The sequence below is a fragment of the Massilia sp. P2_C2 genome (assembly GCF_056404615.1).
In genome coordinates this window covers 1-24066 of sequence record NZ_JBFUDR010000067.1, presented here as the reverse complement: position 1 = coordinate 24066, position 24066 = coordinate 1, and the positions used below count along the sequence as shown (strand labels likewise).

Sequence of the window (24066 nt, the reverse complement as noted above, 5' to 3'; positions counted from 1 at the left end):
CCGCCAGGTCGCGCGCCGCCTGCGCGGCCAGCTCGGGCGCGGGCGCGCGCACGACGACCAGCGTGGTGTCGCCGCGCCCCGGAAACGCGGCGGCGACGGCCGCATCGCGCCGCGCCCATGGCGCATTGGGATCCATCAGGCGGCCGACGTCGGTGGTGATGGCGACATGGCCGGCGGCATAGACGCAGGCAACGGCGACCAGCAGCGCGAACGCAGCCACGACGGCCCAGGCGTGGCGGGCCGATCGGTCGACGATACTGGCGATCAATTGGGTCAGCATGTGCGCGTGCCGTTGAAGTGCCGCCCTTCATTAGAACCGAGATCGGCGCGGAGGCCCGCACAATACGTCATACCATGCCCCATGCATATTGCGCCAGCGCGACGTGGCCGGACGCGGCCTTGCGGTACACTGGTTGTGCCCTGCATTGCTCCCGTACGAAGTCCCGGTAGGGTGGGCACCCCGTGCCCACGCGTAACGCCAACAAACCGCACACGTCACGCGTGGGCACAGGGGTGCCCACCCTACATGGAGATAGTATGAGACCGTCGATCGCAGTGCCGCTCGCCCTGCTGTGCATGACGCCGCCGTGCGTGCAGGCGCAGGCCGATGCGCGCGCGCCGGACCAGGTCGTCAAGGCGACGATCGACCGCGTGATGGCCGCGATCCGCAGCGACCCCGGCGCCCGCGCCGGCGATCCGGAACGGACCTATGAGCTGGTCCGCCAGCTGTTCCTGCCGTCCACCGACTTCATGCTGGCCACGCAATACGCCGTCGGCACCGCCTGGGCCACGGCCACGCCGGCGCAGCGCGATGCACTGTTCGCCCAGTTCCAGACCTTGCTGGCGCGCACTTATGCACTGCAGCTCACGCAGATCCGCGAGCAGGACACCACCTTCAAGTACGCACCGATGGCCCCGCTGGCGGCGGGTGCGAACGATGCCGTCGTCAAGACCTCCGTCGTCACGGACGGCGACGTGATGCCGATCGGCTATCGCCTGCGCAAGACGGGTGCCGGCTGGAAGATCTACGACATCGACATGATGGGCGCGTGGATGATCCAGGTGTACCGGCGCCAGTTCGCGGCGCAGCTCGCGTCCGGCGGCATCGATGGCCTGATCAGGTATCTCGCGGCACATAACGCCGCACCGTGACGGCCTCGAACCAGTGCCAGGACAACAGGGCGGCCACGCCCAGCACGACTTCGCGCATGCGCTTGGCGAGGGCGAGCGACAGCGCCACGTCGCCCCCGACGCCGGCCAGGTGCCCGAACAGCACGGTGGCCGCTTCCTGTACGCCCAGACCGGCGGGAACGAGGAAGCCGGCATGGCGTAYGGCCTGCGTCAGCGCTTCGATGGCGACGGCCGTCGTGGCATCGACCGGATGCCCCAGCAGGCGCAGCGCGTACCAGGTCTCCACGCTGCCCGCCACATAGCCCAGCAATTGCCAGCCCAGCGCGCGCAGGAGCCGGCCGTGCTGGCCGGACAGGCGCGTGAGCGCGGCATCGAGTGCGGCGCCGTCCAGCGCGGCCGCGCGCGGCCCCAGCAGCCGGGCGGCCCAGTGCTCGATGCGCTGGAACGCGGTCCCATTCCCGTAGTGCAGCAGCCACCACGCCAGCAGCGGCAGCGGCAGCGACAGCAGCAGGCTCGCGGCGATCGTCCACACCTCGCCCATGCCGGCGGCAACGTGCGCCATCAGCACGACGCCGACGCCGCCGAACAGGTAAAGCACGGCGATCGTCAGCAGCACTTCGACGACGAGGCTGGCCGCGACGCCGGCCGTGTCCGGGATGCGCATGCGCGCCAGCCGCAGGCCGACCACTTCGCCGCCGACGCCGGCGACGGGCAACAGCCGGTTGACGGCCTCGCGCACGCTCGCGATCCACAGCAGGAACGCAAGGCCCGGCGGTCGCGCGGGCGCGAGGGGGAGCAGCAGGATGCGCCACGCCCAGGCGTCCAGCGCCAGGGTGGCGACGCGCAGCGGCACGAGCAGCAGCAGTGGCCAGCCGGCGCGGGCGAACGCGTGCAAGACATCCTGCCAGCCCTCCCACGCGACCAGCGCGACCAGCAGGGCCAGGCCGGCTGTTGCGCCGGCGAGGGCGAGGCGCTTCATGCTCACAACCGCGCCGGCAACAGCGCGGCGAAGCCGCCGAAACGTACGCCGCGCGCGGACAGGCCGTCGCGCACCGCGCGCACGCGTGGCGAGACGAGGGCGGCGAATTCGTCCGCGTGGCGGTAATCCTCCATCGACGTGGAAATCGCCGCGCCGGATGCCAGCGCGGGATGCAGGTACAGCTCGCCGACGCCGGCCGGCGGCAGCRTCTCCAGCGCGGCCAGCAGAGCCGCTTCGTCGAAGCGGCCGGACAGGCGCAGGCCGACGATGTAGTCGTTGTGCTGGACACCGGCCGCGCGCAGCCGGGCGCGCAGCAGCGCCAGCCACGGCCGCAGCCACGGGGGCAGCCCGGTTTCCAGCGGCAGCCGCACGGCGCAGAGGCCGTGGTCGCGGCCTGCTTCCAGCATCAGCGACAGCACGGTCGGATGCAGGTGGAAATGCTTGTGCGCGTTGACGTGGTCCAGCGCGAGGCCGGTGGCGGCGTATGCCTCGAACTGCGCGCGGATCTCCAGCGCCAGCTGGCGCCGCACGCGCGGCAGGCAGAAGAAGCGGAAGCCATCGCGCACCATGCGGGCGCCGAAGCGGCCGGATGCATCCACGAGGTCGGGGATCAGGCGTGGCGGCAGTAGCGCCTTGCCGTCCGCGAGCACGAGGTGCAGGCCGACGGCGAGGCCCGGACAGTCCCGTGCGCGCGCCACCGCGCTTGCCGCCGCCGGCGCGGCCACCATCAGGCTGGCGGCGGACAGCACCCCGTCGCGGTGGGCCCGCTCGACCGCGCGGTTGACGCTGGCGTGCAGGCCGAAATCGTCGGCCGTGATGATCAGGCCCGGGGAGCGCTCGATCACGTGTGCGAGGCGCCGTGGGCGCGCAGGAAGCGGAAGAATTCGACGCCTTCGCGCAGGCGGCGCTGCGTCATCTCCCAGCTGTGCAGCATTTCGCTGACGATCTCCCAGATCTTCGAGGGGCGGAAATAAAAGCTGCGGTAGAACTGCTCGATGCCGTGGTACATCTCCTCGCTCGACAGGTGCGGATAGCTGAGCGCGGCCAGCTGCACGCCGCTTTCGTTGACGAGGTGAATCGTCCTGTTCGGCGGGATCCATGCGTTTTCCACGGCCTGCTCGTACAGCCGCGTGCCGGGGTAGGGCGCCGCCAGCGACACCTGGATCGTGTGCGGATTGATCTCCTTGGCGAATTCAATCGATTTTGCGATCGTCTCGCGCGTCTCGCCGGGCAGGCCGAGGATGAACGTGCCGTGCACGGTGATGCCGAGCGCGCGGCAGTCGGCGGCGAAGCGGCGCGCGATGTCGGTACGCAGGCCTTTCTTGATGTTCAGCAGGATCTGGTCGTCGCCCGACTCGTAGCCGACCAGCAGCAGGCGCAGGCCGTTGTCCTTCATGATCTTCAGCGTCGAATACGGCACATTGGCCTTGGCATTGCACGACCACGTGACGCCCAGTTTGCCGAGGCCGCGCGCGATGTCTTCGGCACGCGGGCGGAAGTCCGTGAACGTGTCGTCGTCGAACATGATCTCCTTCACTTCCGGCATGTTCTCCTTGATCCACTGGACTTCGGCCAGCACGCTTTCCGCCGAGCGCACGCGGTAGCGGTGTCCGCCGACGGTCTGCGGCCACAGGCAGAACGTGCAGCGCGAGCGGCAGCCGCGTCCCGTGTACAGCGACACGTAGGGATAATTCAGGTAGCCGATGAAGTAGTTGCGGATGTTCAGGTCGCGTCGATAGATCGGGGCGACGAACGGCAGCGCGTCCATGTTCTCGATCATCGCGCGCGGCGGATTGTGGTGCAGGCCGCCGTCGGCAGCGCGCCAGCTGATGCCGTCCACGTCCGCCAGCGGCATGCCGGCGGCGATGTCGCGGCAGGTGTAGTCGAATTCCTCGCGCGCGACGAAGTCAATGGCGCTGCTCGCCGCCAGCGACGGGCCGGGATCGACCGCGACCTTGGCGCCGACCATGCCGACTACGATGCCTGGGGCGCGTTCCTTCAGCAGTTCGGCGAAACGCGCGTCGCTGGGGAAGGACGGGGTGCTCGTGTGCAGGATCACGAGGTCGTAGTCGGCGGCGAGCTTCAGCGTCGTCTCCACGTCGAGGCCATCGGCGGGCGCGTCGAGCAGGCGGCTGCCCGGCACGAGCGCGGCCGGCTGGGCCAGCCACGTCGGATACCAGAACGAGCGAATCTCGCGCTTGGCCTGGTAGCGCGAACCGGCACCGCCGTCGAAGCCGTCGAACGAGGGGGCCTGCAGGAACAGTGTCTTCATCATGGCGGACTCCGTCCGGTTGCGGGTGGATGGACGCGCAGCCGGTGGCCGCGCCAGCTCGTGGTGGCGCCGACGAAGCCGCCGAGCCATTCGAACAGCAGCAGGAAGTCGCGCAGCGGCGCCAGCGGCAGTGATGTCGGCGGCGCCGCGCGCAGGTAGAGCGCCAGCCGAGCGACGAGGCCGGGCAGGGCGAGCGCCCAGTTCCACGCGGCGGGCGCCAGGCACAGGCCCAGCGCCAGCATCGGCAGGGTGAACGTGACGAAGCAGAACGCATAACCGGACGGATTGAGCGAGCGGATCGTGCGCATCCAGCGCCGCTCGCGCCGCCACAGGTGGGTGAAATTCTCTTCGGTGACGTCGGTGGTCACGACCACGTCGGACAGCACGGTCGCGAGGCCGCGACGGCGCGTCAGTTCGCCGAGCCAGAAATCGTCCGCGAGCCGATCTTTCAATGCGTCGAAGCCGCCGATCGCGCGCAACACGTCGGCGCGCAGGGCGATCGTGGCGCCGAAGCCGAACGCGCTGCTGCCGCCGCGGCTCGCGACGGCGACCGAGGGCGCGAACCACGTGGTGATGAACAGCGCGCCCAGCCGCGTCCAGAATCCGCCCGTGGCACGCCCGCGGTACAGGCAGGTCACGATACCGACTGCGGGATCCGCCAGGGGCGCCGTCACCCGTTCCAGGTAATCCGGTTCGACGGCGATGTCGCTGTCGGCCACCACGAGCCAGGGATGGCGCGCCGCGGCGGCCATGTTGACCAGGTTGCTGACCTTGCGATTGCTGCCGTGGATGCGCGGGTCGACGACGAGCTGCAGGTCGAGCGCCGGATAGCGCCGGTGCAGGCGCCCGACCGCCGCGATCGCGGGGTCGTCGGGCGCACACACGCCGCACACGACCTGGTAGCATGGGTGCGTCTGCGTGCACAGGGTGGCGAGATTCTCTTCCAGCAGCGGTTCGGCGCCGCACAGGGGTTTCAACACCGTCACCGGCAGGCGTGCAGGCGGGTCGGTGCGCGTCCGTGGACGGCACAGCAGCGCGGCCAGCGCATACAGGCTGGCGAGGGCCGTGAGCAGGCCGCCGGCGGCGGCGAGGATGGATGGCATCATGGTCAGCCGGGCCGGACGGTGCCTGCCGCGCGCCGGCCGCGGATTTCCTCGACCTTGATGGCGACGTGGCGGCTGTGCACGTACTCCGCCGGGCGCTGGCCGTCCAGCGCGATGTCCGGCGCCATCGGGCCGGACGTCGCCACGCCCCGCAGCGCCACGCTGGCGGCGGCCAGCGGCCGGGCGAGCGTATCGGCGACGGCGCTCGCCTCATAGCCGCTGTGCACCATGCAGTCCGCGCATTTCTCGTAGCGGCCCGTGCCATACGCATCCCAGTCGGTGTCTTCCATCAGTTCGCGGAACGTGCTGGCATAGCCTTCGCCCAGCAGATAGCAGGGACGCTGCCAGCCGAACACGGTGCGCGCCGGATTGCCCCATGGCGTGCAGCGATACGTCTGGTTGCCGGCCAGGAAGTCCATGAACAGGCTGGACTGGCTGAACGCCCAGCGCCGGCCGCCGTCGCCATGCGCGAGGATGTCGCGGAACAGCTGGCGCGTCGCCTGGCGGGTCAGAAAGTGCTGCTGTTCCGGCGCCCGCTCGTAAGCGTAGCCGGGTGAGATCGTGATGCCGTCCACGCCCATCGCCTTGACCGAGTCGAAGAATGCGGCGACCTGGTCCGGCACGGCGTCGTTGAACAACGTGCAATTGATGTTCACCCTGAAACCCGCATCCTTCGCGCGCCGGATCGCCGCCACCGCGCGCCGGTACACGCCCGATTGGCAGACGGAGCGGTCGTGCATGGCTTCGTCGCCGTCGAGGTGCACGGACCACACGAAGAATGGACCTGGACGGTACTGGTCCAGCTTCTTGTCCATCAGCAGCGCATTGGTGCACAGGTAGACGAATTTGCGGCGCGCGACGATGCCTTCGACGATGGCCGGCATGTCCTTGTGCAGCAGCGGCTCGCCGCCGGCGATCGAGACGACCGGCGCGCCGCATTCGTCCACGGCGCCGAGGCACTCCTCGATCGACAGGCGCTGGTCGAGGATCTCGTCCGGGTAGTCGATCTTGCCGCAGCCGGAGCACGCCAGGTTGCAACGGTAGAGGGGCTCGAGCATCAGCGCGAGGGGATAGCGCCTGGTGCCGGACAAGTGCTTGCGCAGCACGTAGGCGCCGACGAGGGCCTTCTGGAGCAGGGGAATCGCCATGATGTCTCCTGTATGACGGTCACGGTCAGGCAACGCAGTCCGCCAGCTCGGCGGGGAGGCGGAATTCCACGCGTTCCACCAGGCCGTCCATGATCGTAACCTCGATCGGCGCGAGGCGGCGCAGCGCATCGAGGACGCTTGCCACCATCGTCTCCGGCGCCGACGCGCCCGCCGTGATGCCGACGGTGGCCACGTCCTTTACCCACGCCGGGTCGAGGCCCGCGCCATCGGCCAGCAGGTAGCTGGGAATGCCGCACTCGGTACCGATCTCGCGCAGGCGGTTGGAATTCGAACTGTTGGCGGCGCCCACGACCAGCAGCACGTCGACCTGGCGGCACAGTTCGCGCACGGCGTGCTGGCGGTTCTGCGTGGCATAGCAGATGTCGCGCACATCCGGCCCGACGATGTCGGAAAAGCGTCGCTCCAGCACGGCGATGATGCCGCGCGTGTCGTCCACGCTCAGCGTCGTCTGGGTGACGTAGGCGAGCGGCGTGGCGGCGGGCAGGTCCAGGGCTGCGGCCTCGGCCTCGTTCTGCACGAGCAGTACCTGCCCGTCGATCCGGCCCATCGTGCCTTCGACTTCCGGATGGCCGGCATGGCCGATCAGGATCACCGTGCGCCCGCCGGCCGCGTATTGCCGGCCCTGGAGGTGGACCTTGGACACGAGGGGACAGGTCGCATCGAGCACGTGCAGCGCGCGCGCCTGGGCGTCGACCTCGACAGCCTGCGCGACGCCGTGCGCGCTGAAGATCGTCACGGCGCCGGCGGGCACCTGGTCGAGATCGTCGACGAAGACGGCGCCCCGGGCACGCAGCCCGTCGACGACGGTCTTGTTGTGCACGATCTCGTGGCGCACGTACACCGGCGCGCCGTAGCGGGCAAGCGCGCGCTCGACGATCTCGATGGCGCGCACGACCCCGGCGCAGAATCCGCGTGGCTGGGCAAGGATGACGCGCATGTTCTTCTCCTCGAGGGCTACAATCGGTCAGGAACGCCGGTGGGCGGCGTCGTGCGGAGGTGTCGATGGCCGGACAGGACAGGATGCTGATCACCGGAGCGGCCGGTTTCATCGGCTCGGCAGTGGCGCGGGCGGCGCTCGCCGACGGCTGGCGCGTGCGCCTGCTGGTGCGCGCGAGCAGTCCGCGCACGAACCTGGACGGGCTCCTCGCTGCCGACATCGTCGAGATCGTCGAGGGCGACATGCGCGACGGGGCCGCCGTCGAACGGGCGCTGGCCGGCACGGCCTGCCTGCTGCACGTGGCGGCCGACTACCGGCTGTGGGCCCCCGATCCTGGACAGATTTTGCGCAATAACGTCGAGGGCACGCGCGCGGTGATGCGGGCGGCGCTGGCGGCGCGCGTGGAGCGCGTCGTCTACACGAGCAGCGTGGCCACCCTGCGCGTCGGGCCGGACACCGTCGCCGCCGGCGAGGATGACCCGGTGGCGCCGGACGACGCCATCGGCGCCTATAAACGGAGCAAGGTGCTGGCCGAGCGTCTCGTCGAGCACATGGTCGCCACGGAAGGGCTGCCGGCCGTGATCGTCAACCCGTCCACGCCGATCGGCGCGCGCGACGTGCGGCCGACGCCGACCGGCCGCATCATCGTCGAGGCGGCCAGCGGCAGGATGCCCGCGTTCGTCGAGACGGGGCTGAACGTCGTCGGCGTGGACGACGTCGCGCGGGGCCACCTGCTGGCGCTCGCGCGCGGGCAGGTGGGCCGGCGCTACATCCTCGGCGGGGAGAACCTGATGCTGTGCGACCTGCTGGCCGAGATCGCCGCGYTGGCGGGGCGGCGCGCGCCGCGCGTGCGGCTGCCGGTGGCGCCGCTGGTCCCGCTCGCGCATGCCGCCCAGGGCCTCGCCCGGCTGACGGGGCGCGAGCCCTTTCTCACCGTCGACGGCCTGCGCATGTCGCGCAACCGCATGTTCTTCACGTCCGCCCGGGCCGAGCGCGAGCTGGGCTACCGGCCGCGGCCCCATGCGGAGGCGCTGCGGGCCGCGCTGGACTGGTTCGGCCAGGCCGGTTACCTGCGGGGGGCGTAGGCGCGCCATCGTTGCGCCTCACTGACGGCCGCGCCCGAGCAGGCGCGCGGCGTGGAGGGTGAACCGCGCCAGGCGCGGGACGGTGTCGGGGCGCAGCAAGCGCGGATCGTAGCCGGCGAAGCGGCGGTCGTTCTCGCGCAGGCACAGTGCGAGCAGTGCGCGCACGGTGGGCGCCTCGGTCGCGACGGCCTGCGCACCGTTCAGCGTGAAATTATTGTCCTGGGCCGGCGTGCCGTCGACCGCGCGCGCCAGGCCGATGCGTTCGCGCACGAGGAAGGCCCAGACGCCCGCGACCTTCGCCTCGAAGCGCAGCCGGCGCCACGGCGACAGGCGGGCGCGGTGCCAGGCGATCCAGTTGGCGAACAGCAGGATGTGGCGGCATTCCTCCTGCATGACGGGCTCGAACGTGTCGACCAGTTCGTCCGGAAACAGGCCGGAGCGGCGCGCGACCTCGAACAGGCCGAACGCGAAAAAGCTGTCGATGCATTCGCTATAACCCGTCACGAGATAGGCCCATTCCGTATCGCGGGGCCGCGCATAGGGTGTTTCCGGCGCGAGGCGGATGCCGTAGGCGGCGACCATGCGCGCCAGCACTTCCTTGTGGCGGTTCTCTTCCCAGGCGTTCAGCGCAAGGGCCGCGCGCATGTCCGGCTCCGGCACCGTGCCGGCATACGCCGCCATGCGCAGGCGCGCCTTGCCTTCGGTCTGCACGGCGATGTCCCAGATCGGCAGGGCGACGATGCGGGCGAGGGCGTCCGGTTCCAGGTCCGGCCAGGCGAGCACGGCCGGGCGATACGGGTTGAAGGTGTCGCGGAACATGCGGCAGGTCTCGCGCCGGTGCGCGTCCGTGCCGGGCTCGAGCGGACCCGGGACCCCGCTCGTCCAGTGCCGCATGTCGCGGTCCGCCGCCGCCAGAGCCGCGTCGTCCGGGTGCGCGCAGTCCGGCGCGGCGCCCTGCTGCGGCGGCCGGAAGCCGGGAACCAGACTTTCGATATCGAACCCGTCGTTGAGTTGCGCGACCATCCGGACCCCCGGCGTCTAGCCATCGAATGATGTCGATGATACACGCAGCCCGGCCGCGGCGCACACGCGATGGTGTGCAGACGCGCAAGCAGATTCATCGATTCGTCGGATCTGTGGCGAGGCTTCGTGAAGCTTGCCTGGCCGGATCGGGGCGGCCGTGACGACATGTCATTGTTGTTGAATTTGCAATTCGTTGCTGCTCGGGTGCGGGGGCGGGAAACGGGACCTGGACAGGTGCCTGCTGTAGCGAAACCGCGACGCCGTGCGCTGCCACGGACTAACAATTTTTTTGCGGAAAACTTCAACTTTTCGCATCTTCCTAGGATAACGAGGAAAACTTTTACGTAAAGTCGGTTGCCGGAAAAGATACTTGCTACGTACGTACAAAGGGCTGGCCCCCGGAAAATTGCCGGAATGCTAAAGCTGCTCGCCAGCTTTTCATTACCGGTAAGCAGATTGCACAAACAGACGTCATACCAGACGCAATGTGGAGACCGTGGCAAATGAACTTCCCTAAGACACACCGTATCGCATTGCTTTTCAACGCCAACAAGGCGTTCGACCGTGAAATCATCGCCGGCATTGCTGCCTACCTGTCGAGCAGGCGGGCAACATGGGAATTGTTTGTGGAGGATGACTTTCGCTTACGCCTGCCGAGCCTCGCCAACTGGCAGGGTGATGGTATTATTGCCGATTTTGACGATCCAGCCGTGGCGGAGGCGTTGTCCGGCAGCCGCATCCCGGTTGTCGCGGTGGGCGGTTCGTACGCGAACGAGGCCGACTATCCGGCCGATGTGCCCTACGTCGCAACGGACAATTTCAAGCTCGTCAATCTCGCCTATACCCACCTGATCGATGTCGGGCTGCGCCAGTTCGCGATGTTCTCCGTGCCCGCGACGGCGGAAAACCGCTGGGCGCAGGAGCGCGAGAAGGCGTTCCGCAGCCTGATGGAGCGCGACAAGTGCGAGGTCGAAGTCTTCCGTGGCGGGAGCGCCCGGGAACTGCCGTGGGACGAAGCCGTCGCGCAACAGGTCGAATGGCTACGCAGCCTGCCGAAACCCGTGGGCATCATCGCTGTCACGGATGCCCGGGCGCGCCAGTTGCTGCAGGCATGCCAGATGGCGAACATCGCCGTGCCGGAACAGGTCGCGGTGATCGGGATCGACAACGATCCGCTCGTGCGCATGCTGTCCTGCATCCCCCTGAGCTCGGTGATCCAGGGCACGAACGAGATGGGGCGGACCGCGGCCCGCATGCTGCACCAGCTGCTGGAAGGCGCCTACCTCGATTGCCGGCGCATCCTCGTACCGCCGGCCGGCATCAATGTGCTGGCATCGAGCTCCCACCAGCCGGTCACGAACCCGCGCGTGATGCGCGCGCGCCATTTCATCCGCCAATATGCCTGCCAGGGCATCAAGGGCGACCAGGTGGCGGATTATGTCGGCGTATCCCGATCCACGCTCGAGTTCTATTTCCAGCAGGAACTGGCTTGCAGCGTACACGACGAGATCCTCCGGTTCAAGCTGGACGCCGCCACCGCGATGCTGGCGCGGGGCGATTGCAGCGTGACGGACGTGGCGCTGCGTTGCGGATTTACATCAGTCCAGTACCTGCTCGCCGTTTTCAAGCGTGAGCTCGGCTGCACGCCGCGGGAGTATCAGGAACGCGTGCGCTCGGGCTCCCAGGCCCCGGCGCCGTGCGGCGAGGCCGCCGACGACGCCGAATCCGGCCTCGCCACCCTGGAGTCGTGACGGGGGCGACCTGCAGCGTACAAACATGCCGCTCGACAAAAGCGCAGGCATGCTGTCATCATATCGACGTCGCCGGGTAAGCAACCCGGCGACGACACGTTCGGACAGCGTAAATTTGTCGAGGCGGCAACACTGTAATGCAGAGTTTTTACAACAAGGCGCTGGCCTTCCTGCTGGGCCTGGTGTTCGCAAGCGTGCTCATTGGGTACATCAGTCTGCGTTGCACCTATGTCCGGCTGCCGTTGATACCCGCAGCCGACAGCGGCCTGAAATGGCAGGCGGAAACCATTGCCGACTCGGTCGTCGGTGGGGGGTCGACCGCCAAATTGTTCGATGCCACGTCGACCCTGGATTTCGAACTCACGTCGAAGAAGACGATCGACTATCCGTTCGCCAAGGTGGAACTGGCGTTCCGCGATGCCGCGGGCAAGCCCGCGCTGGCGAATTTGTCGCGCTACAGCGCCGTGGCGTTCGACGTCCGGTGCACGCCGGCCAATACCCTCGCGTTCGGCTTCGTGATGTTCGAGGACCAGATCTCCACGCCCGGCAACTACAGCACCTACCGCCTGCCTTACGAATATTTCTTTTGTCACGATAACGGCGGCCACGTCGAGATCGACCTGACGAAACTCAGGACCGACCAGTGGTGGTTCGACAGGAACAAACTGAACCTGTCGAGGCAGGAGTACACGCTGGACAAGATCGCCAAGGTTTCGTTCGGCAACACGTTCCAGAGTCCGTACGACGTCCCGTCGAAAGTCCAGATCAGGAACGTGACCCTGATTGGCCGCGACATGCGCTACCTGGGCCTGTTCGTCGTGTTCATCCTCATCGCCTGGCCCGCCTATGGCCTGTGGTTCTTCCGCAGCCACACCCGGATGCTGCTGGGCGAGGTGAAGGACAGGATGCGGCGCGATGTCCCGCTGGTCGCTTACCAGCAACTGTCCCAGGACCTGCACCGCGACAAGGAGCAGAGCGCCATCCTGCGCTTCATGGCGACGGAGTACGTGAATCCGGAGCTGGACGTCGAGACGATGGTGAGCAAGCTCGGCATCGGCCGCAACAAGATCAACGAGATCCTGAAGGCGGAGCTGGGCTTCACCTTCTCCACCTATCTGAACAAGCTCAGGCTCACGGAAGCGGCGCGCCTGCTGGGCGAGAAGGAAGCCACCAGCGTGGCGGAAATCGCGTACGCCGTGGGTTACCGCAACGTTTCCTACTTCAACAAGCTGTTCAAGGAAGAATACGGCTGCACGCCGAAGACCTTCCGCAAGCTGCGCGAAGAGACGCAGGCCGAAACGGCGTCCTGACTGAGTCGATCGTAAGGTGGGCACGCCGTGCCCACGCGGAAGCAGGCAGTACGCAAACGTCCGCGTGGGCGGAGGGCCGCCCACCCTACTGCGACTTTCATTGGCCGGACGTCCCGTTGCCCGACGTCTGGTCGCCGGCGAAGTAATCGTGGTCGTCCGTCAGCACCCATGAGTGACGCAGTTCCACGACCTTGTTCTCGAACGAGAAGGCGCGCCGGGTGATGTGCAGCACCGGGGTGCCGAGCGCGATCGACAGCAGTCGGGCCACTTCCATGTCGGCGCCCTCGGCGTCGAGCCTCTCTTCGGTACGCAGCACGCCGACGCCGAAGCTGTCCTGGTACAACTGATACAACGTGGTGCGCCGCTCGCTCACCTGGCTCTCGCTGAGGCCAGGAAAGAACCGGTCCGGCAGCAGGATGCGGTCGACGATCACGGGGCGGCCGCCGAGGCTCAGGCGGTTCACGATGYAGTGCAACCTGCTTCCCTTGGTCACGCCGAGACGGCGCGCGGTGCCGGCATCCGCCTTTTCTTTTTCCAGCCGGATGAACTCGACCTGCGGATATTCCTTGTTGCCGGTCTTCGGGCAGATGTGGAAGAAGCCGAACATGTAGCGGTCCTGGCTGTGCGAGGCGACGAATGTCCCGCGGCCCTGGTGGCGGATCAGGATATGTTCGGCGGTGAGTTCGTCGACCGCCTTGCGCAGCGTGCCGACGCTGACGCCATAGCGTTCACAGAGGCGTTTTTCGGCCGGAATCATGTCGCCTGGCTTCCACTCGCCGCTGCGCATGGACTCCATCAGCTTGTGCTTGACTTCACGGTAAAGCGGCAGGCCGAGGGCCACGTCCGAGCGAAAAACTTGATCCATAAGGTATCTGCTGAAAAAGAGTTGAGCCAATGACGGCCATCATAGCAAATACGATGGCGCTTCGGCGCAAAATTCATGCAGATCAACTAGTTGAATTGTTCGGATGCCTTACCCTTGCCGGCAGAACGCCAGCAGGCTGTCGAGGCCTTCGGTGCGATGCTTCTGCTTGTGCAGCAGGATGTGCAGCGCACGCGTCAGCCTGAGGAAGGGCGTGTCGAGCATCACCAGGTTGCCCCGTTCGATGGCACCGACCAGCGCGATCCTGGGCAGGCATGAGATGCCGATGCCGCTTTCGACCGCACGTTTGATCGCCTCCGTGCCACCCAGTTCCATCGCCAGTTTGATGTCGCCCAGTTGGCTCGTCAGCAGCTGCTCGACCACTTCGCGCGTGCCGGAGCCCGGCTCGCGCAAGATCCATTCCGCCGTGCGCAGCGCCTCGATCGTGGCGCCGCCCGGCTGCGCGAGCGGATGGTCGGGACGGGTGCAGATCGCCAGCTCGTCCGAGCGCCAGAAAATCGGCTCGATGTCGGGATCCATGCAGGGTCCTTCGACGAAACCGACGTCCACTTCGAAGTGCAGCACCCGCTGCATCACCTGGCGCGTATTGCCGACCTCCAGCGCAAAGCGGCTGCCCACGCGCTGCTTGCGGAACTCGCCGATCAGCTGTGGCAGCAGGTAGTTGCCGACGGTGGAGCTGGCCCCGAGCCGCAGGTCGACCGCACGCCCGGCCTGGCCGAACCATTGTTCCAGCTCGTGCGCGCGTTCGACCATCTCGACTGCCCGCGGATACAGCATGCGCCCGTCCTCGTTCAGGACGAGGCGCTTGCCGACCCGGTCGAACAGGCGCACGCCGAGCTGGTTCTCGAAGTCGGCCAGCGCCATGCTCGCGGCGGATTGCGTCATGCCGAGCGCCGCGCCGGCCTGGGTGACGTTTCCCCGCTGGGCGGTGGCGACGAACACTTCGATCTGGCGCAGCGTGGTTCGCAGCATGGCTATATGAGTTCTACTGATTATTCATATCAATATAACCCATTTTTCTTATAAGCGGGGTGGGCGTACTGTCTTGCTTGACAAACAAAAGGAGCCCCCTCATGAAACCTACCCCTCCCGGCCCCGCCCAGTTCGCATGCGGACTTGCGCTTGCCGGCCTGATCGCCGCCGCCGGCATCGCGATTGCGAAAATCCCGGCCGTCAGCCATCTGGGCATCAGCGCGCTGACGCTCGCGATCGTGCTGGGCATCGCCCTGGGGAACACCGTGTTTCCGCGCATCGCGCCGTCCAGTGCGGCGGGCGTCGACTTCGCCAAGGCCAGGCTGCTGCGGCTCGGGATCATCCTGTACGGCTTCCACATCACATTCCAGGACATCGCCCAGATCGGCTGGGGCGGCGTGCTGATCGACGTGCTCGTGATCGGCGCCACCTTTACGCTGGCCGTTCAACTGGGTACCCGGGTGTTCGGCCTGGACCGCCAGACGGCGATGCTGATCGGTGCCGGCAGCTCGATCTGCGGCGCGGCCGCCGTGCTGGCAGCCGAGCCGGTGGTGCGCGGCCAGGCCCACAAGGTATCGGTGGCGGTGGCGACCGTCGTCATCTTCGGTACGGCGGGCATGTTCGTCTATCCGCTGCTGTATCCGTACCTGGGCCTGTCCGAAGCCGCCTACGGCCTCTATGCCGGTTCGACGATCCATGAAGTGGCGCAGGTGGTCGTGGCCGGTCGCGCGGTCGGCGAGCATGCGGCCTCGTATGCGGTCATCGAGAAGATGTTGCGCGTGATGATGCTGGCGCCGTTCCTCGTGATCCTGAGCAGCCGCATCGGCGACGACGCCGAAGCAGCCGCCGGCAAGCGCAAGATCACGATTCCCTGGTTCGCCGTGCTGTTCATCGTCGTCGCGGGCTTCAACTCGTTGCACCTGCTGCCGCCCGCGCTGGTGGATGCGATTCTTGCGGTCGACACGGTGCTGCTGGCGATGGCCATGGCCGCCCTGGGCCTGCGCACCCACATCGGCGCAATCCACCATGCGGGCACCAAGCCGATCCTGTTGGCGAGCATCCTGTTCGTGTTCCTGATGACCGGCGGCTATGTCATCAACCGCGTGGTCATGGCGTTTGTTTGAGTCGGGAAACTAAATGTTTTTACACGGTTAAATGATCTAGATCATATCGTTGACAGGGAAGGAATCGGTCGATAGCATGAAGTTTCGATCCCGGCAGGAGCGGGTCTTCAAACGCATCGCCGGGTGCGGAAAACAAAGCAAGGTCTTACAACGTCATGCGGCAGGCCGCCCGCCCATGCGGCCAAAGCAACAGGTTCAGATGCCCGTCAAAGAGCGGATCGCCAAATTCCCCATGGAGCTAGGAGAAGCAAATGAAGCGTTCAGTTTTTCGCAGTCTGTATTTCCAGGTGATCGTTGCGTTAATCGCGGGCATTGCAGTGGGCCATTTTTATCCCGCCATTGCAACCGACATGAAGCCGATCGGTGACGCGTTCATCAATGGCATCAAGATGGTCATCACGCCCGTCGTTTTCTGTACCATCGTCTCGGGCATCGCCGGGATGGAAAGCCTGAAGAAGGTCGGCCGCGTGGGCGGGAAGGCGGTGCTCTACTTCGAGATCGTGACGACGCTGGCGCTGATCATCGGCATGATCGTGGCCAATGTCGTGCAGCCGGGCGCCGGCATCAACGCCGACGTCGCCTCGCTCGACCAGAGTGCGGTCGCCGCCATCGCCGACAAGGCGCACCCGCAGACGACGATCCAGTTCATCACCGCCATCGTCCCGAACTCCGTGATCGACTCGTTCGCCAAAGGAAACCTGCTGCAGGTGCTGCTGTTTTCGGTATTGTTCGGCGTCTCGCTGTCCATCCTGGGCGAGCGCGCGCGCAAGGCGCGCGAAGTCATCGATGAATTCGGCAAGGCCCTGCTGGGTGTCGTCGGCCTGGTGATGAAGCTCGCCCCGCTGGGTGCTTTCGGGGCCATCGCTTTCACCGTCGGCAAGTTCGGCATCGGCACCTTGCAACAGCTCGCCACGCTGATCGGCGCGTACTACCTGACCACGGCGCTGTTCATCTTCGTCGTGCTGGGCGCCATCGCCAGGGCGGCCGGCGTGTCGCTCTGGAAGCTGATCCGGTACCTGAAGGAAGAAATGTTCGTCGTGCTGGGCACGGCCAGCACCGAATCCGTACTGCCGCAACTGATGCAGAAGCTCGAAGCGATGGGCGTGGAGCGCTCGGTGGTGGGCATGGTCGTCCCGACCGGCTACTCGTTCAACCTGGACGGCGCGGCGATCTACCTGACCATGACGGCCCTGTTCATCGCCCAGGCGCTGAACATCGACCTCACGTTGTGGCAGCAGCTTGGCCTGCTGGCGATCCTGTTGCTGACATCGAAAGGCGGGGCCGGCGTGGCGGGTGCGGCACTGGTGGCATTGGCCGCGACGCTCGGTTCGACCCACCTCATACCGGTCGCCGGCATCGCCCTGGTGATCGGCGTGGACCGGCTGATGAACGAGATCCGGGCGCTGACCAACCTGGCCGGCAACGCGGTTGCGACGATCGTGGTGGCGCGCTGGGAAGGCGGACTCGACCTGGCCAAGGCCCGCGCCGTGCTCGACGGCGAGATCGTGCCCGTCACCTCGCTCGACAACGAGCCCAGCGTGGATCAAGACGCGAATGCGCTGCCGGTGCCGGCGACCAGGTCTGCCGCGGCATAAGGGCCTGAGCTACGTTTTGACACTCCCGGTGTCGTGCACTGCTGATCCGGCAGGGCGGGGCACCGGGATTCTTGTTTGCTGTGTTTGCGATTACGGACTCGCTTGAGGCGAACGATCATGCGACCTCGCCCTCGAGGTTGTTCAGCGCATTCTCAACCAGTGCATCCAGGTCTGTCATACCTGCGGGCTTGGTCAGGTGTGCATCGAAGCCGGCCCGCCTCGAACGATTGCGGTCTTCTTCTGCTCCCCATCCGGTGAGCGCCGCCAGATAGATATGACCCTTCCCGGGCAACCGGCGGATCGCCTCCGCGACCTCGTAACCATCCAGTCCCGGCATGCCGATATCCAGGATGGCAAGGTCGAAATGGGCGGCGGTAGCCTGGTCCACCGCGTCGATGCCGTTATGGACGACCTCGACTTCGTGGCCCCCGGCTTCCAGCAAGGTCGTCACCATGTTTGCCGCGTCCACGTTGTCGTCCGCCACCAGGATCTTGAGGTGTTGCGACGGCCGACCATGCGTGCCCGCGGCCGGCGCGGGAGGGAGGGCGTCGACCACCGCCGGGGCGAGAGGCAGGCGCACGGTGAAGGTGCTGCCCTTTCCTTCGCCGGTGCTGGTCGCGTCGACCGTACCGCCGTGCATTTGTACCAGGCTGCGGACCAGCGACAGTCCGATTCCCAATCCGCCCTGCGAGCGTCCCATGTTCTTGGACACCTGGCTGAACATGCTGAAGACTTCAGGCAACGCTTCGGATGGGATGCCGATGCCCGTGTCGGTGATGGCGATCGTGACGCTATCGCCCTCGCGCTGCACCGCAACGCCGATCTGACCGCCGCGCGTCGTGTACTTGACCGCGTTGGTGAGAAGATTGCTCAGGATCTGGGTCACGCGCGTAGGGTCGGCGTCGAGCACCAGCGACACGTCGGGGATCGAGATGTCGAGCTTGTGTTGCGCGATTTTGATCGCTGGCAACGTCGCTTCGACCGCGATGGCGATTGCATCGTGCAGGTCGACATGCTCTTTCGCTAACTGTACCTTGCCGGTGTTGATGCGTGCGATGTCGAGCAGGTCGTCGATCAAGCGTACCATCTGGTTCAGTTGCCGGCCCATCATCTCATGGATCTTGGCGGCCGCGGCCTGATGGTGCCCTGGCAATCGCAACAAATCCAACCCGGTACGAATCGGCGCGAGCGGATTGCGCAGCTCATGCGCCAAGGTGGCGAGAAACTCGGTCTTGCGCCGGTTCTGGTCCGCGAGGTCGTGCGCCACTTGCCGCAGTTCCCGTTCCGTGCGGTCGCGCTCCAGCAGCAACGTACTGTTTTCGAGTGAAATCGCAGCCTGGCCAGTGAGCGCTTGCACGACCTGGACCTGCGCCGCGGTAAACGCGCTGGCCATCGTATTGTTTTCCAGGTAGAGGATGCCGACCAGCTTCAGGTGCTTCGTGAGCGGCACGCACAGGACGGATCGCAGCGACAGCTTCTTCACTTCCGCGTCGACCGCAACAGGGCCTTCCGCGGCGGCATCGTCGAGCACGAGCGGCTCCTTAGTCCTGGCGACATAGCGGATGATGGAACGGGGCAGCCATTCGCACTCGGCCAGGGGCGCGTCTTCGAACGCGAGCGCGTCTTCCTGCTCGGCCACGATACGTCCGCAAACCCGCAGCGCGGCCGTGTCCCCCAGGAGTAGTGTGCCCGCCTGGGCGCCGGCGACTTCCACGACAACATGCAAGATGCGCTTGAGCAATTGTTCCTGAACGGTTTCGGCGGCAATGGCTTGTGACGCCTTGATCAGGCCGAGTGCATCGAGGGCGAACGCCGCGCCCGGTTGAGGGTGGACGGCAGGCAACTCCAGCCGCAAGGCACGACGGTCCGGATGCACGCCCTCCAGCATGCGCACCTTGGCACGGGCGCCCCAGGTCCGGTAGCCCGTGATTGCCGCTTGCAGAAAGACGTTGGCTATCCTTGGCTGCTTATGCGCGAGGAACATTTTTCCCGCAAGTTCGTTGGCCAGGGCACCGTCCTGGATGAAGCCGGACCGTTGCGCCGCTTCGATGGCTTCGCCAAACAGCTCCATGGCTCTCCAGGCCGAACCGGTCAGGCGCGCCAATTCCGCTTCGACGATCTTTTTCTTGTGCAGGAAATTAGCGGGACAAAATCCGGACCAGACGGCCAGTTGCCGCAGTCCGGCACCCACTTCTTCCAGGAGTGCTTCCGCGCGCTCCGGTGACGCTGTGGAATGCGCCGCTGCCGCCGTCAATGCCGCATAAAAGGTATGCTCGGCCGATGTCATCATGCCGAGGATGCCCGTCGAAATGCACTTGGCGCCTTCCAGCGCGCTGTGCCGCGCCGTGGCGATATCGCCGAAGAGATAGGCCGCTTGCAGGCGCGCGACCCAATACTGGCCGATGGCGGTCTGGTTGCCGCTGGCCTCCTCGAGGAAGCGCGCCTGGTCAAAGCCGTCGGCGTCGAAGTTCGCGCAGGCCGATTCCTGGTCCGTCATGACCAGCGCGAACTGCCGGAATGGGACCGAAATCTCGACCGCTGTCCGGTTCTGGTGCGGGGTGGCGAATTCGATCGCGATGGCGGCGTCCTTCAATAGCTTCCCGAGCGGCACGCCGGCAGGCAACCCATTGATGAGTATTCCGCACAGGTTGAACGCGGCGTAGGCGAGTTCGCCGGATTCGACGCCGGCCCGATGTCCTTCGTGCATCAGCGGGAGACTGTCGCCCACGGGGGCACGCCACACCTGGACGATCAGGCCGAACACTTCCAGCGTGCGGCTCTCCTCGGCCCGGTTGTCGAAGCGCTGCGCCAGTGCCAACGCCAGTTTGCCGAATGCATAGCCGACGTCGTACCGGCCGGTGCGCGCATTGTGTATCGCACCGTAGAACACGTAGGCATAGGCCGTATAGACGGATGGACCGTGCAGCAGCGAGAGGTTGGTACTGCGGGCGACCAGGAAGGTCAGCACTTCCGAGCCGCTGAAATAGGCGGGCGGCCCGAGGATCGACAGCAGGTGCATGCACGCCTGCGTCTCTGGATCGTCGACCTCGGCCTCATCGATCAGGTCTTCGATCCGCCGCGCACCGAGGTTCTCGATGACCGCTGCGCATTCGGCATCGTTGGCCTGCGCCAGCCCGTCGAGCGGCCATTCGTGACCGAACACGGCCAGGCCTTCGCGGCCCCAATGCAGGGCGCCGGCCCAATCGCCGCCCACCGTCGCCGCCAGCACGCGCAAGCCATACAGGTCGGCCTTTGCCACCCTGCAGGGCGCATGGCCCAACGCCGTTTCGAGGACTTGTTCGGCTTCCACGTGCCGGCCCGTCAGGTAGGCGCACTCCGCCAGGTCGCGGTGGATGTCGAAAGCCAGGCCGGGCAGGGCGTTCCAGGCATCGGGACGGAGCAGGTGGCGCGCCATGGCAAGATAGTCGAACGCCGCCTGGTAAGCTGCCGATGCCTTGGCTTTGCGGCCGGCCGCCAGGTTCAGCTCCGCCAGCCGCGTGCGCTCCTCGGGGTCCTGGATCAGTGGCTCGCCGCGATCGAGTTGGTCGACGATGTCGAACAGCCGTGCTTCGAGAGCAGCGTCGGACGCGAGCCGCTGCAGATGACGTCCGATGTCGAGGTGGAGCACGCTGCGCGCCGTTGCGGGTAAGGCCATGTAGGCGGCCTGCTGCACGCGGTCGTGGACGAACTGGACGTCACCGTGGGAAGGCGCCCTGCACGCGTCGCGCACCGTCAGCAGCAAGCCTTCGGCGAGGGCTGGCCGCAGCAGGCGCAACGCCGTAGCCGGCGAATGCCCGGTGGCTGCGGCCAGCGTGCCGAGCTCGAACCGATGTCCGATGCATGCCCCCGCCTGCAGCAGGTTCCTGGCCGTTTCCGGGAGCAGGCCGATGGCCCGGGACATCAGGTGGAGTACGTTGTCGCTGACCGGGGCGCGCTCGATCACGTCCAGGTCCCAGGCCCAGCCCCGTTCCCGTGGCACGAAGTGAATCATCCCTTCGCCATGCAGCGCGTGCAAGAGCCGCCTGATGAAGAAAGGATTACCGGCTGTCTTTTGCACCAGGACGTCGCACAACGGCCCGCAAGCGGCTGGCGGCCGGCCGAGCGTATCCCCGACGAGTTCCGCCACGCTCCCAGGGACGAGCGGCCCGACGTCGATCTCCGAAATGCGCACGTTCGTCTTGCGCAGTTCGGTCAGCGCGCGTGCGAGCGGATGGGCCAGGCCGACTTCCTCATCGCGGTAGGCGCCCACGATCAACAGGTAGCCGGTCGTGCCATCGGCGATCCAGTGTTGCAGGACCTGGATCGATGCCGCGTCCGCCCATTGGAGATCGTCCAGGAAGACGACGATCGGGTGTTCGGGGCGCGCGAAGACGTTGAGGAAGCACCGGAACACCTGGTTGAAGCGGTTCTTCGACTCGATCGGCCCGAGTGCCGCCACCGGTGCCTGCGGCCCGAGGATGCTCTCGACCTCGGGGATGACGTCGACGAGAATCTGCGCATTCGGCGCGACCGCTGCCTGGATCCGCTCGCGCCAGAGCGCCAATGCCTTGTCCGGCTCCGTCAGGAGCTGCCGGATCAGTATGCGGAACGCCTGCACCAGTGCCCCATATGGCACGCTGCGTTCCAACTGGTCGAATTTCCCCCGGATGTAGTAGCCGCCGCGGTCGACGACGGCGTGTTCCAGTTGCGCGACCAGCGCCGATTTGCCGATCCCCGGCGCGCCCGTCACCAACACCAGTTCCCGCTGCGACCGCCGAACGCGGTCGAAAGCCTCCAGCAGCAGCCGTGTTTCCGCGGACCGGCCATACAATCTGCCGGGTATGAAAATCTGGCGTGGGACATCGCTTTCGGCCAGCGGAAACGGCGCCACCCTATGCGTGCGGGACCACTGGTCGCTCGCGTGCCGGAGGTCGGCGAGCAGGCCGTCGGCGGTCAGGTAGCGTTGTTCCGGTTCCTTTTCCAGCAGCTTCAGGACGATGTCGGAGAGTACGGGCGGAATATCGGCCCGGACGTTATGCGGTGGCTTTGGCGAGCGTGCCAGGTGCGCATGCACGAGTTCGACCGGATCCTGTGCCGTAAATGGCGGCGCCCCCGTCAACAAGGCGTACAGCGTCGCGCCCAGCGAATACAAATCGGATCGCCAATCCGGAGCCCGTCCGGTGCGTCCCGTCTGTTCCGGCGCCATATAGGCGAGGGAATTTTCCAGTTGGAGAGGGATGCTCCTGTCGCCTTCCGGCGTCGACAGCGAGACGGCGATCCGGAAATCGACCAGCGTCGCCGTGCGTGCCGCTGTATTCCAGACCCAATTGGCCGGGTTGAGGTTGCGATGAACGATCCCCATGCCATGCAAGCCTGCGACGGTCCGCGCAAGTTGCAATGCGATTTCCCAGAATTCCGTCAACCCGAGTGGATGTGCGGCGATGCGCGCGGCAAGATTCTGTTGTCCCGCATCCGCCATGACCATCGCCAGGGCTGACTCTGTCTGCACCAGACGCCATACGTTCACGACCCCCGGAAGGTCTATGCTTTCCAGTAAGTCGAACTCGCGCCGCAGGAGCGCAGCGGCGTGCGCATCGTGCGGTGTCACCTTTGCTGACTTGATAACGATCGGGCCGGCTGGATGGGAAGCCCGGCAAAAGGAATAGCGCTGATTGTCATGAAACAATCGGACGTCAGTTGCCTGGATGTCTGGTATGAGATTCGATTCCATAGGCTTTTCAACGAATGCATCCCGGGTCGACGACGATCGGGAAACGCATTCCTTTGAAGCTGAGCATGGTTCGAATTCTGCGCTATATTTTTACAGGAATTCTCTCCGATTCTTGCGTTGTTGCTAATATCCACATAGGTGGTCGCGCTGGTTGCCGGCCGGGAATCGTGAACTTGCGCACCTGGGATCTGGGCTACCAATGGCAAGCCACGCTGATCGACAAGGATGTGATACTTGCGACCAAGCTTCCCCCGATCAGTTGGGTTTCGGGCTGTATGCTCGCCGCCACGGCGTGGTCGACCACCTCTCGGAGACGAAGGGCGTGCTGGAAGATGAGCGGCGATAAGGAACCAGAGCTCGTCGGGAATGAGTGCTTTGGCCATGGCGCCAGTCCGGCTAAAACACATACCGACACCGACCTCGCATCCAGACGCCGACCCCAGCAGTCGAAACCGCACAGGTCGATGACGCAGAAGCCATGTTGAGGCCAGATTCTGTTAGGTCCGGTAGATCGGGCGCGACAATCTGGTGTTTCGACGAGTCTGCGCAATTTTTGAAAAAACATTGAATGAGTCGCAAAAAAACATAACAAAATAAACATGATTTCAATGTTATGTTACTGACGTCGCCCCGATGCATTTACTCCACGTCAGGGACCAGCCCCCCAACATGTTTTTGACTACATCCATTTGAATATGTCGCGCGGGCGTCAGCTTTCTCTCCGCGTGCAATAGGTTTCCGTTCGTCGAATTCGATATCACGAATTCGGTCGAGCGGGAGTGATTGAACCTGTCGCTTGTGCTCATGCAGGATCAATTGACGTAGTGGCCGTTCCTTTAACTTTTTTAGGGGTAGTTCTATGAAAATTTTCTCCCAGAGTTCATGCAAGGCACTTGCATTTGCAGTGGCTACGGCGATGGCGTTGGCGGCGTCCGCTGTCCAGGCTTCCGCTTGCAGTGATAATTGCGACCGTCAGGCAAAGCAGGCTGCACAAAACGCATATTCCCAAACCTATGCGCAAC

Annotated in this window: 16 protein-coding genes and 2 pseudogenes; 6 read left to right on the top strand and 12 right to left on the bottom strand. The window is 65.8% G+C overall.

Translation table 11 applies throughout. The features are described from left to right. Window positions 1-280 (bottom strand): annotated as a pseudogene (locus tag AC1DYX_RS10715) (hopanoid transporter HpnN); the annotation flags it as partial. A 257-nt stretch (window positions 281-537) separates the two neighbouring features. Here AC1DYX_RS10715 and AC1DYX_RS10710 point away from each other — a divergent pair. Then, entirely contained in the window at window positions 538-1152 is a 615-nt protein-coding gene (locus AC1DYX_RS10710) for an MlaC/ttg2D family ABC transporter substrate-binding protein (RefSeq protein WP_477258798.1), read from the top strand. Here AC1DYX_RS10710 and AC1DYX_RS10705 read toward each other — a convergent pair. The 6 genes from AC1DYX_RS10705 to ispH are packed head-to-tail and all read right to left on the bottom strand — an operon-like array spanning window position 1118 to window position 7591. Further along, window positions 1118-2110, bottom strand: coding sequence for a lysylphosphatidylglycerol synthase domain-containing protein (locus tag AC1DYX_RS10705; RefSeq protein WP_477258797.1), 993 nt, complete (start codon window positions 2108-2110; stop codon window positions 1118-1120). The genes AC1DYX_RS10710 and AC1DYX_RS10705 overlap by 35 nt on opposite strands. A 2-nt stretch (window positions 2111-2112) precedes the next feature. Next, window positions 2113-2955 (bottom strand): hopanoid biosynthesis-associated protein HpnK, encoded by an 843-nt coding sequence (hpnK, locus tag AC1DYX_RS10700; RefSeq protein ID WP_477258796.1) that lies wholly within the window; start codon window positions 2953-2955, stop codon window positions 2113-2115. After that, complete coding sequence (hpnJ, locus tag AC1DYX_RS10695) at window positions 2952-4385, bottom strand: hopanoid biosynthesis associated radical SAM protein HpnJ (RefSeq protein ID WP_477258795.1); 1434 nt, start codon at window positions 4383-4385, stop codon at window positions 2952-2954. The genes hpnK and hpnJ overlap by 4 nt, the downstream gene beginning before the upstream one ends. Then, window positions 4382-5485: a bacteriohopanetetrol glucosamine biosynthesis glycosyltransferase HpnI gene (gene hpnI, locus AC1DYX_RS10690; RefSeq protein WP_477258799.1), complete on the bottom strand. Its 1104-nt coding sequence runs from the start codon at window positions 5483-5485 to the stop codon at window positions 4382-4384. The genes hpnJ and hpnI overlap by 4 nt, the downstream gene beginning before the upstream one ends. 5 nt (window positions 5486-5490) lie before the next feature. Continuing rightward, window positions 5491-6633 (bottom strand): adenosyl-hopene transferase HpnH, encoded by a 1143-nt coding sequence (gene hpnH, locus AC1DYX_RS10685; RefSeq protein WP_477258794.1) that lies wholly within the window; start codon window positions 6631-6633, stop codon window positions 5491-5493. Window positions 6634-6658: 25 nt separating this feature from the next. After that, window positions 6659-7591: a 4-hydroxy-3-methylbut-2-enyl diphosphate reductase gene (gene ispH / locus AC1DYX_RS10680; RefSeq protein WP_477258793.1), complete on the bottom strand. Its 933-nt coding sequence runs from the start codon at window positions 7589-7591 to the stop codon at window positions 6659-6661. A gap of 65 nt (window positions 7592-7656) precedes the next feature. On the opposite strand from ispH, the gene hpnA reads away from it, so the two are divergent. Continuing rightward, window positions 7657-8676: a hopanoid-associated sugar epimerase gene (gene hpnA / locus AC1DYX_RS10675; RefSeq protein WP_477258792.1), complete on the top strand. Its 1020-nt coding sequence runs from the start codon at window positions 7657-7659 to the stop codon at window positions 8674-8676. An 18-nt stretch (window positions 8677-8694) separates the two neighbouring features. Here the strand turns inward: hpnA and AC1DYX_RS10670 are convergent, their stop codons facing one another. Next, complete coding sequence (locus AC1DYX_RS10670) at window positions 8695-9699, bottom strand: ferritin-like domain-containing protein (protein ID WP_477258791.1); 1005 nt, start codon at window positions 9697-9699, stop codon at window positions 8695-8697. A gap of 503 nt (window positions 9700-10202) precedes the next feature. On the opposite strand from AC1DYX_RS10670, the gene AC1DYX_RS10665 reads away from it, so the two are divergent. Next, window positions 10203-11450 (top strand): XylR family transcriptional regulator, encoded by a 1248-nt coding sequence (locus AC1DYX_RS10665; RefSeq protein WP_477258790.1) that lies wholly within the window; start codon window positions 10203-10205, stop codon window positions 11448-11450. Window positions 11451-11587: 137 nt separating this feature from the next. Continuing rightward, window positions 11588-12760, top strand: a complete 1173-nt coding sequence (locus tag AC1DYX_RS10660) for a helix-turn-helix domain-containing protein (protein WP_477258789.1) — start codon at window positions 11588-11590, stop codon at window positions 12758-12760. A gap of 97 nt (window positions 12761-12857) precedes the next feature. Here AC1DYX_RS10660 and AC1DYX_RS10655 read toward each other — a convergent pair whose 3' ends face one another. Then, a complete protein-coding gene (locus AC1DYX_RS10655; RefSeq protein ID WP_477258788.1) occupies window positions 12858-13625 on the bottom strand; it encodes a GntR family transcriptional regulator in 768 nt (255 codons plus the stop codon). Window positions 13626-13733: 108 nt separating this feature from the next. After that, window positions 13734-14615, bottom strand: a complete 882-nt coding sequence (locus tag AC1DYX_RS10650) for a LysR family transcriptional regulator (RefSeq protein WP_477258787.1) — start codon at window positions 14613-14615, stop codon at window positions 13734-13736. A gap of 101 nt (window positions 14616-14716) precedes the next feature. Between AC1DYX_RS10650 and AC1DYX_RS10645 the strand changes: the two genes are divergently transcribed. After that, window positions 14717-15739, top strand: a complete 1023-nt coding sequence (locus AC1DYX_RS10645) for a YeiH family protein (protein WP_477258786.1) — start codon at window positions 14717-14719, stop codon at window positions 15737-15739. Window positions 15740-15990: 251 nt separating this feature from the next. Then, the gene (gene dctA, locus AC1DYX_RS10640) at window positions 15991-17334 is read left to right on the top strand and encodes a C4-dicarboxylate transporter DctA (protein ID WP_477258785.1); all 1344 of its coding nucleotides are present in this window, start codon (window positions 15991-15993) and stop codon (window positions 17332-17334) included. Between the two features lie 115 nt (window positions 17335-17449). Here the strand turns inward: dctA and AC1DYX_RS10635 are convergent, their stop codons facing one another. Both AC1DYX_RS10635 and AC1DYX_RS10630 read right to left on the bottom strand, forming a co-directional pair. Beyond that, window positions 17450-23044, bottom strand: a complete 5595-nt coding sequence (locus tag AC1DYX_RS10635; RefSeq protein ID WP_477258784.1) for an AAA family ATPase — start codon at window positions 23042-23044, stop codon at window positions 17450-17452. A 161-nt stretch (window positions 23045-23205) separates the two neighbouring features. Continuing rightward, a pseudogene (locus tag AC1DYX_RS10630) lies at window positions 23206-23331 on the bottom strand (IS5/IS1182 family transposase); the annotation flags it as partial. Window positions 23332-24066 lie beyond the last annotated feature (735 nt).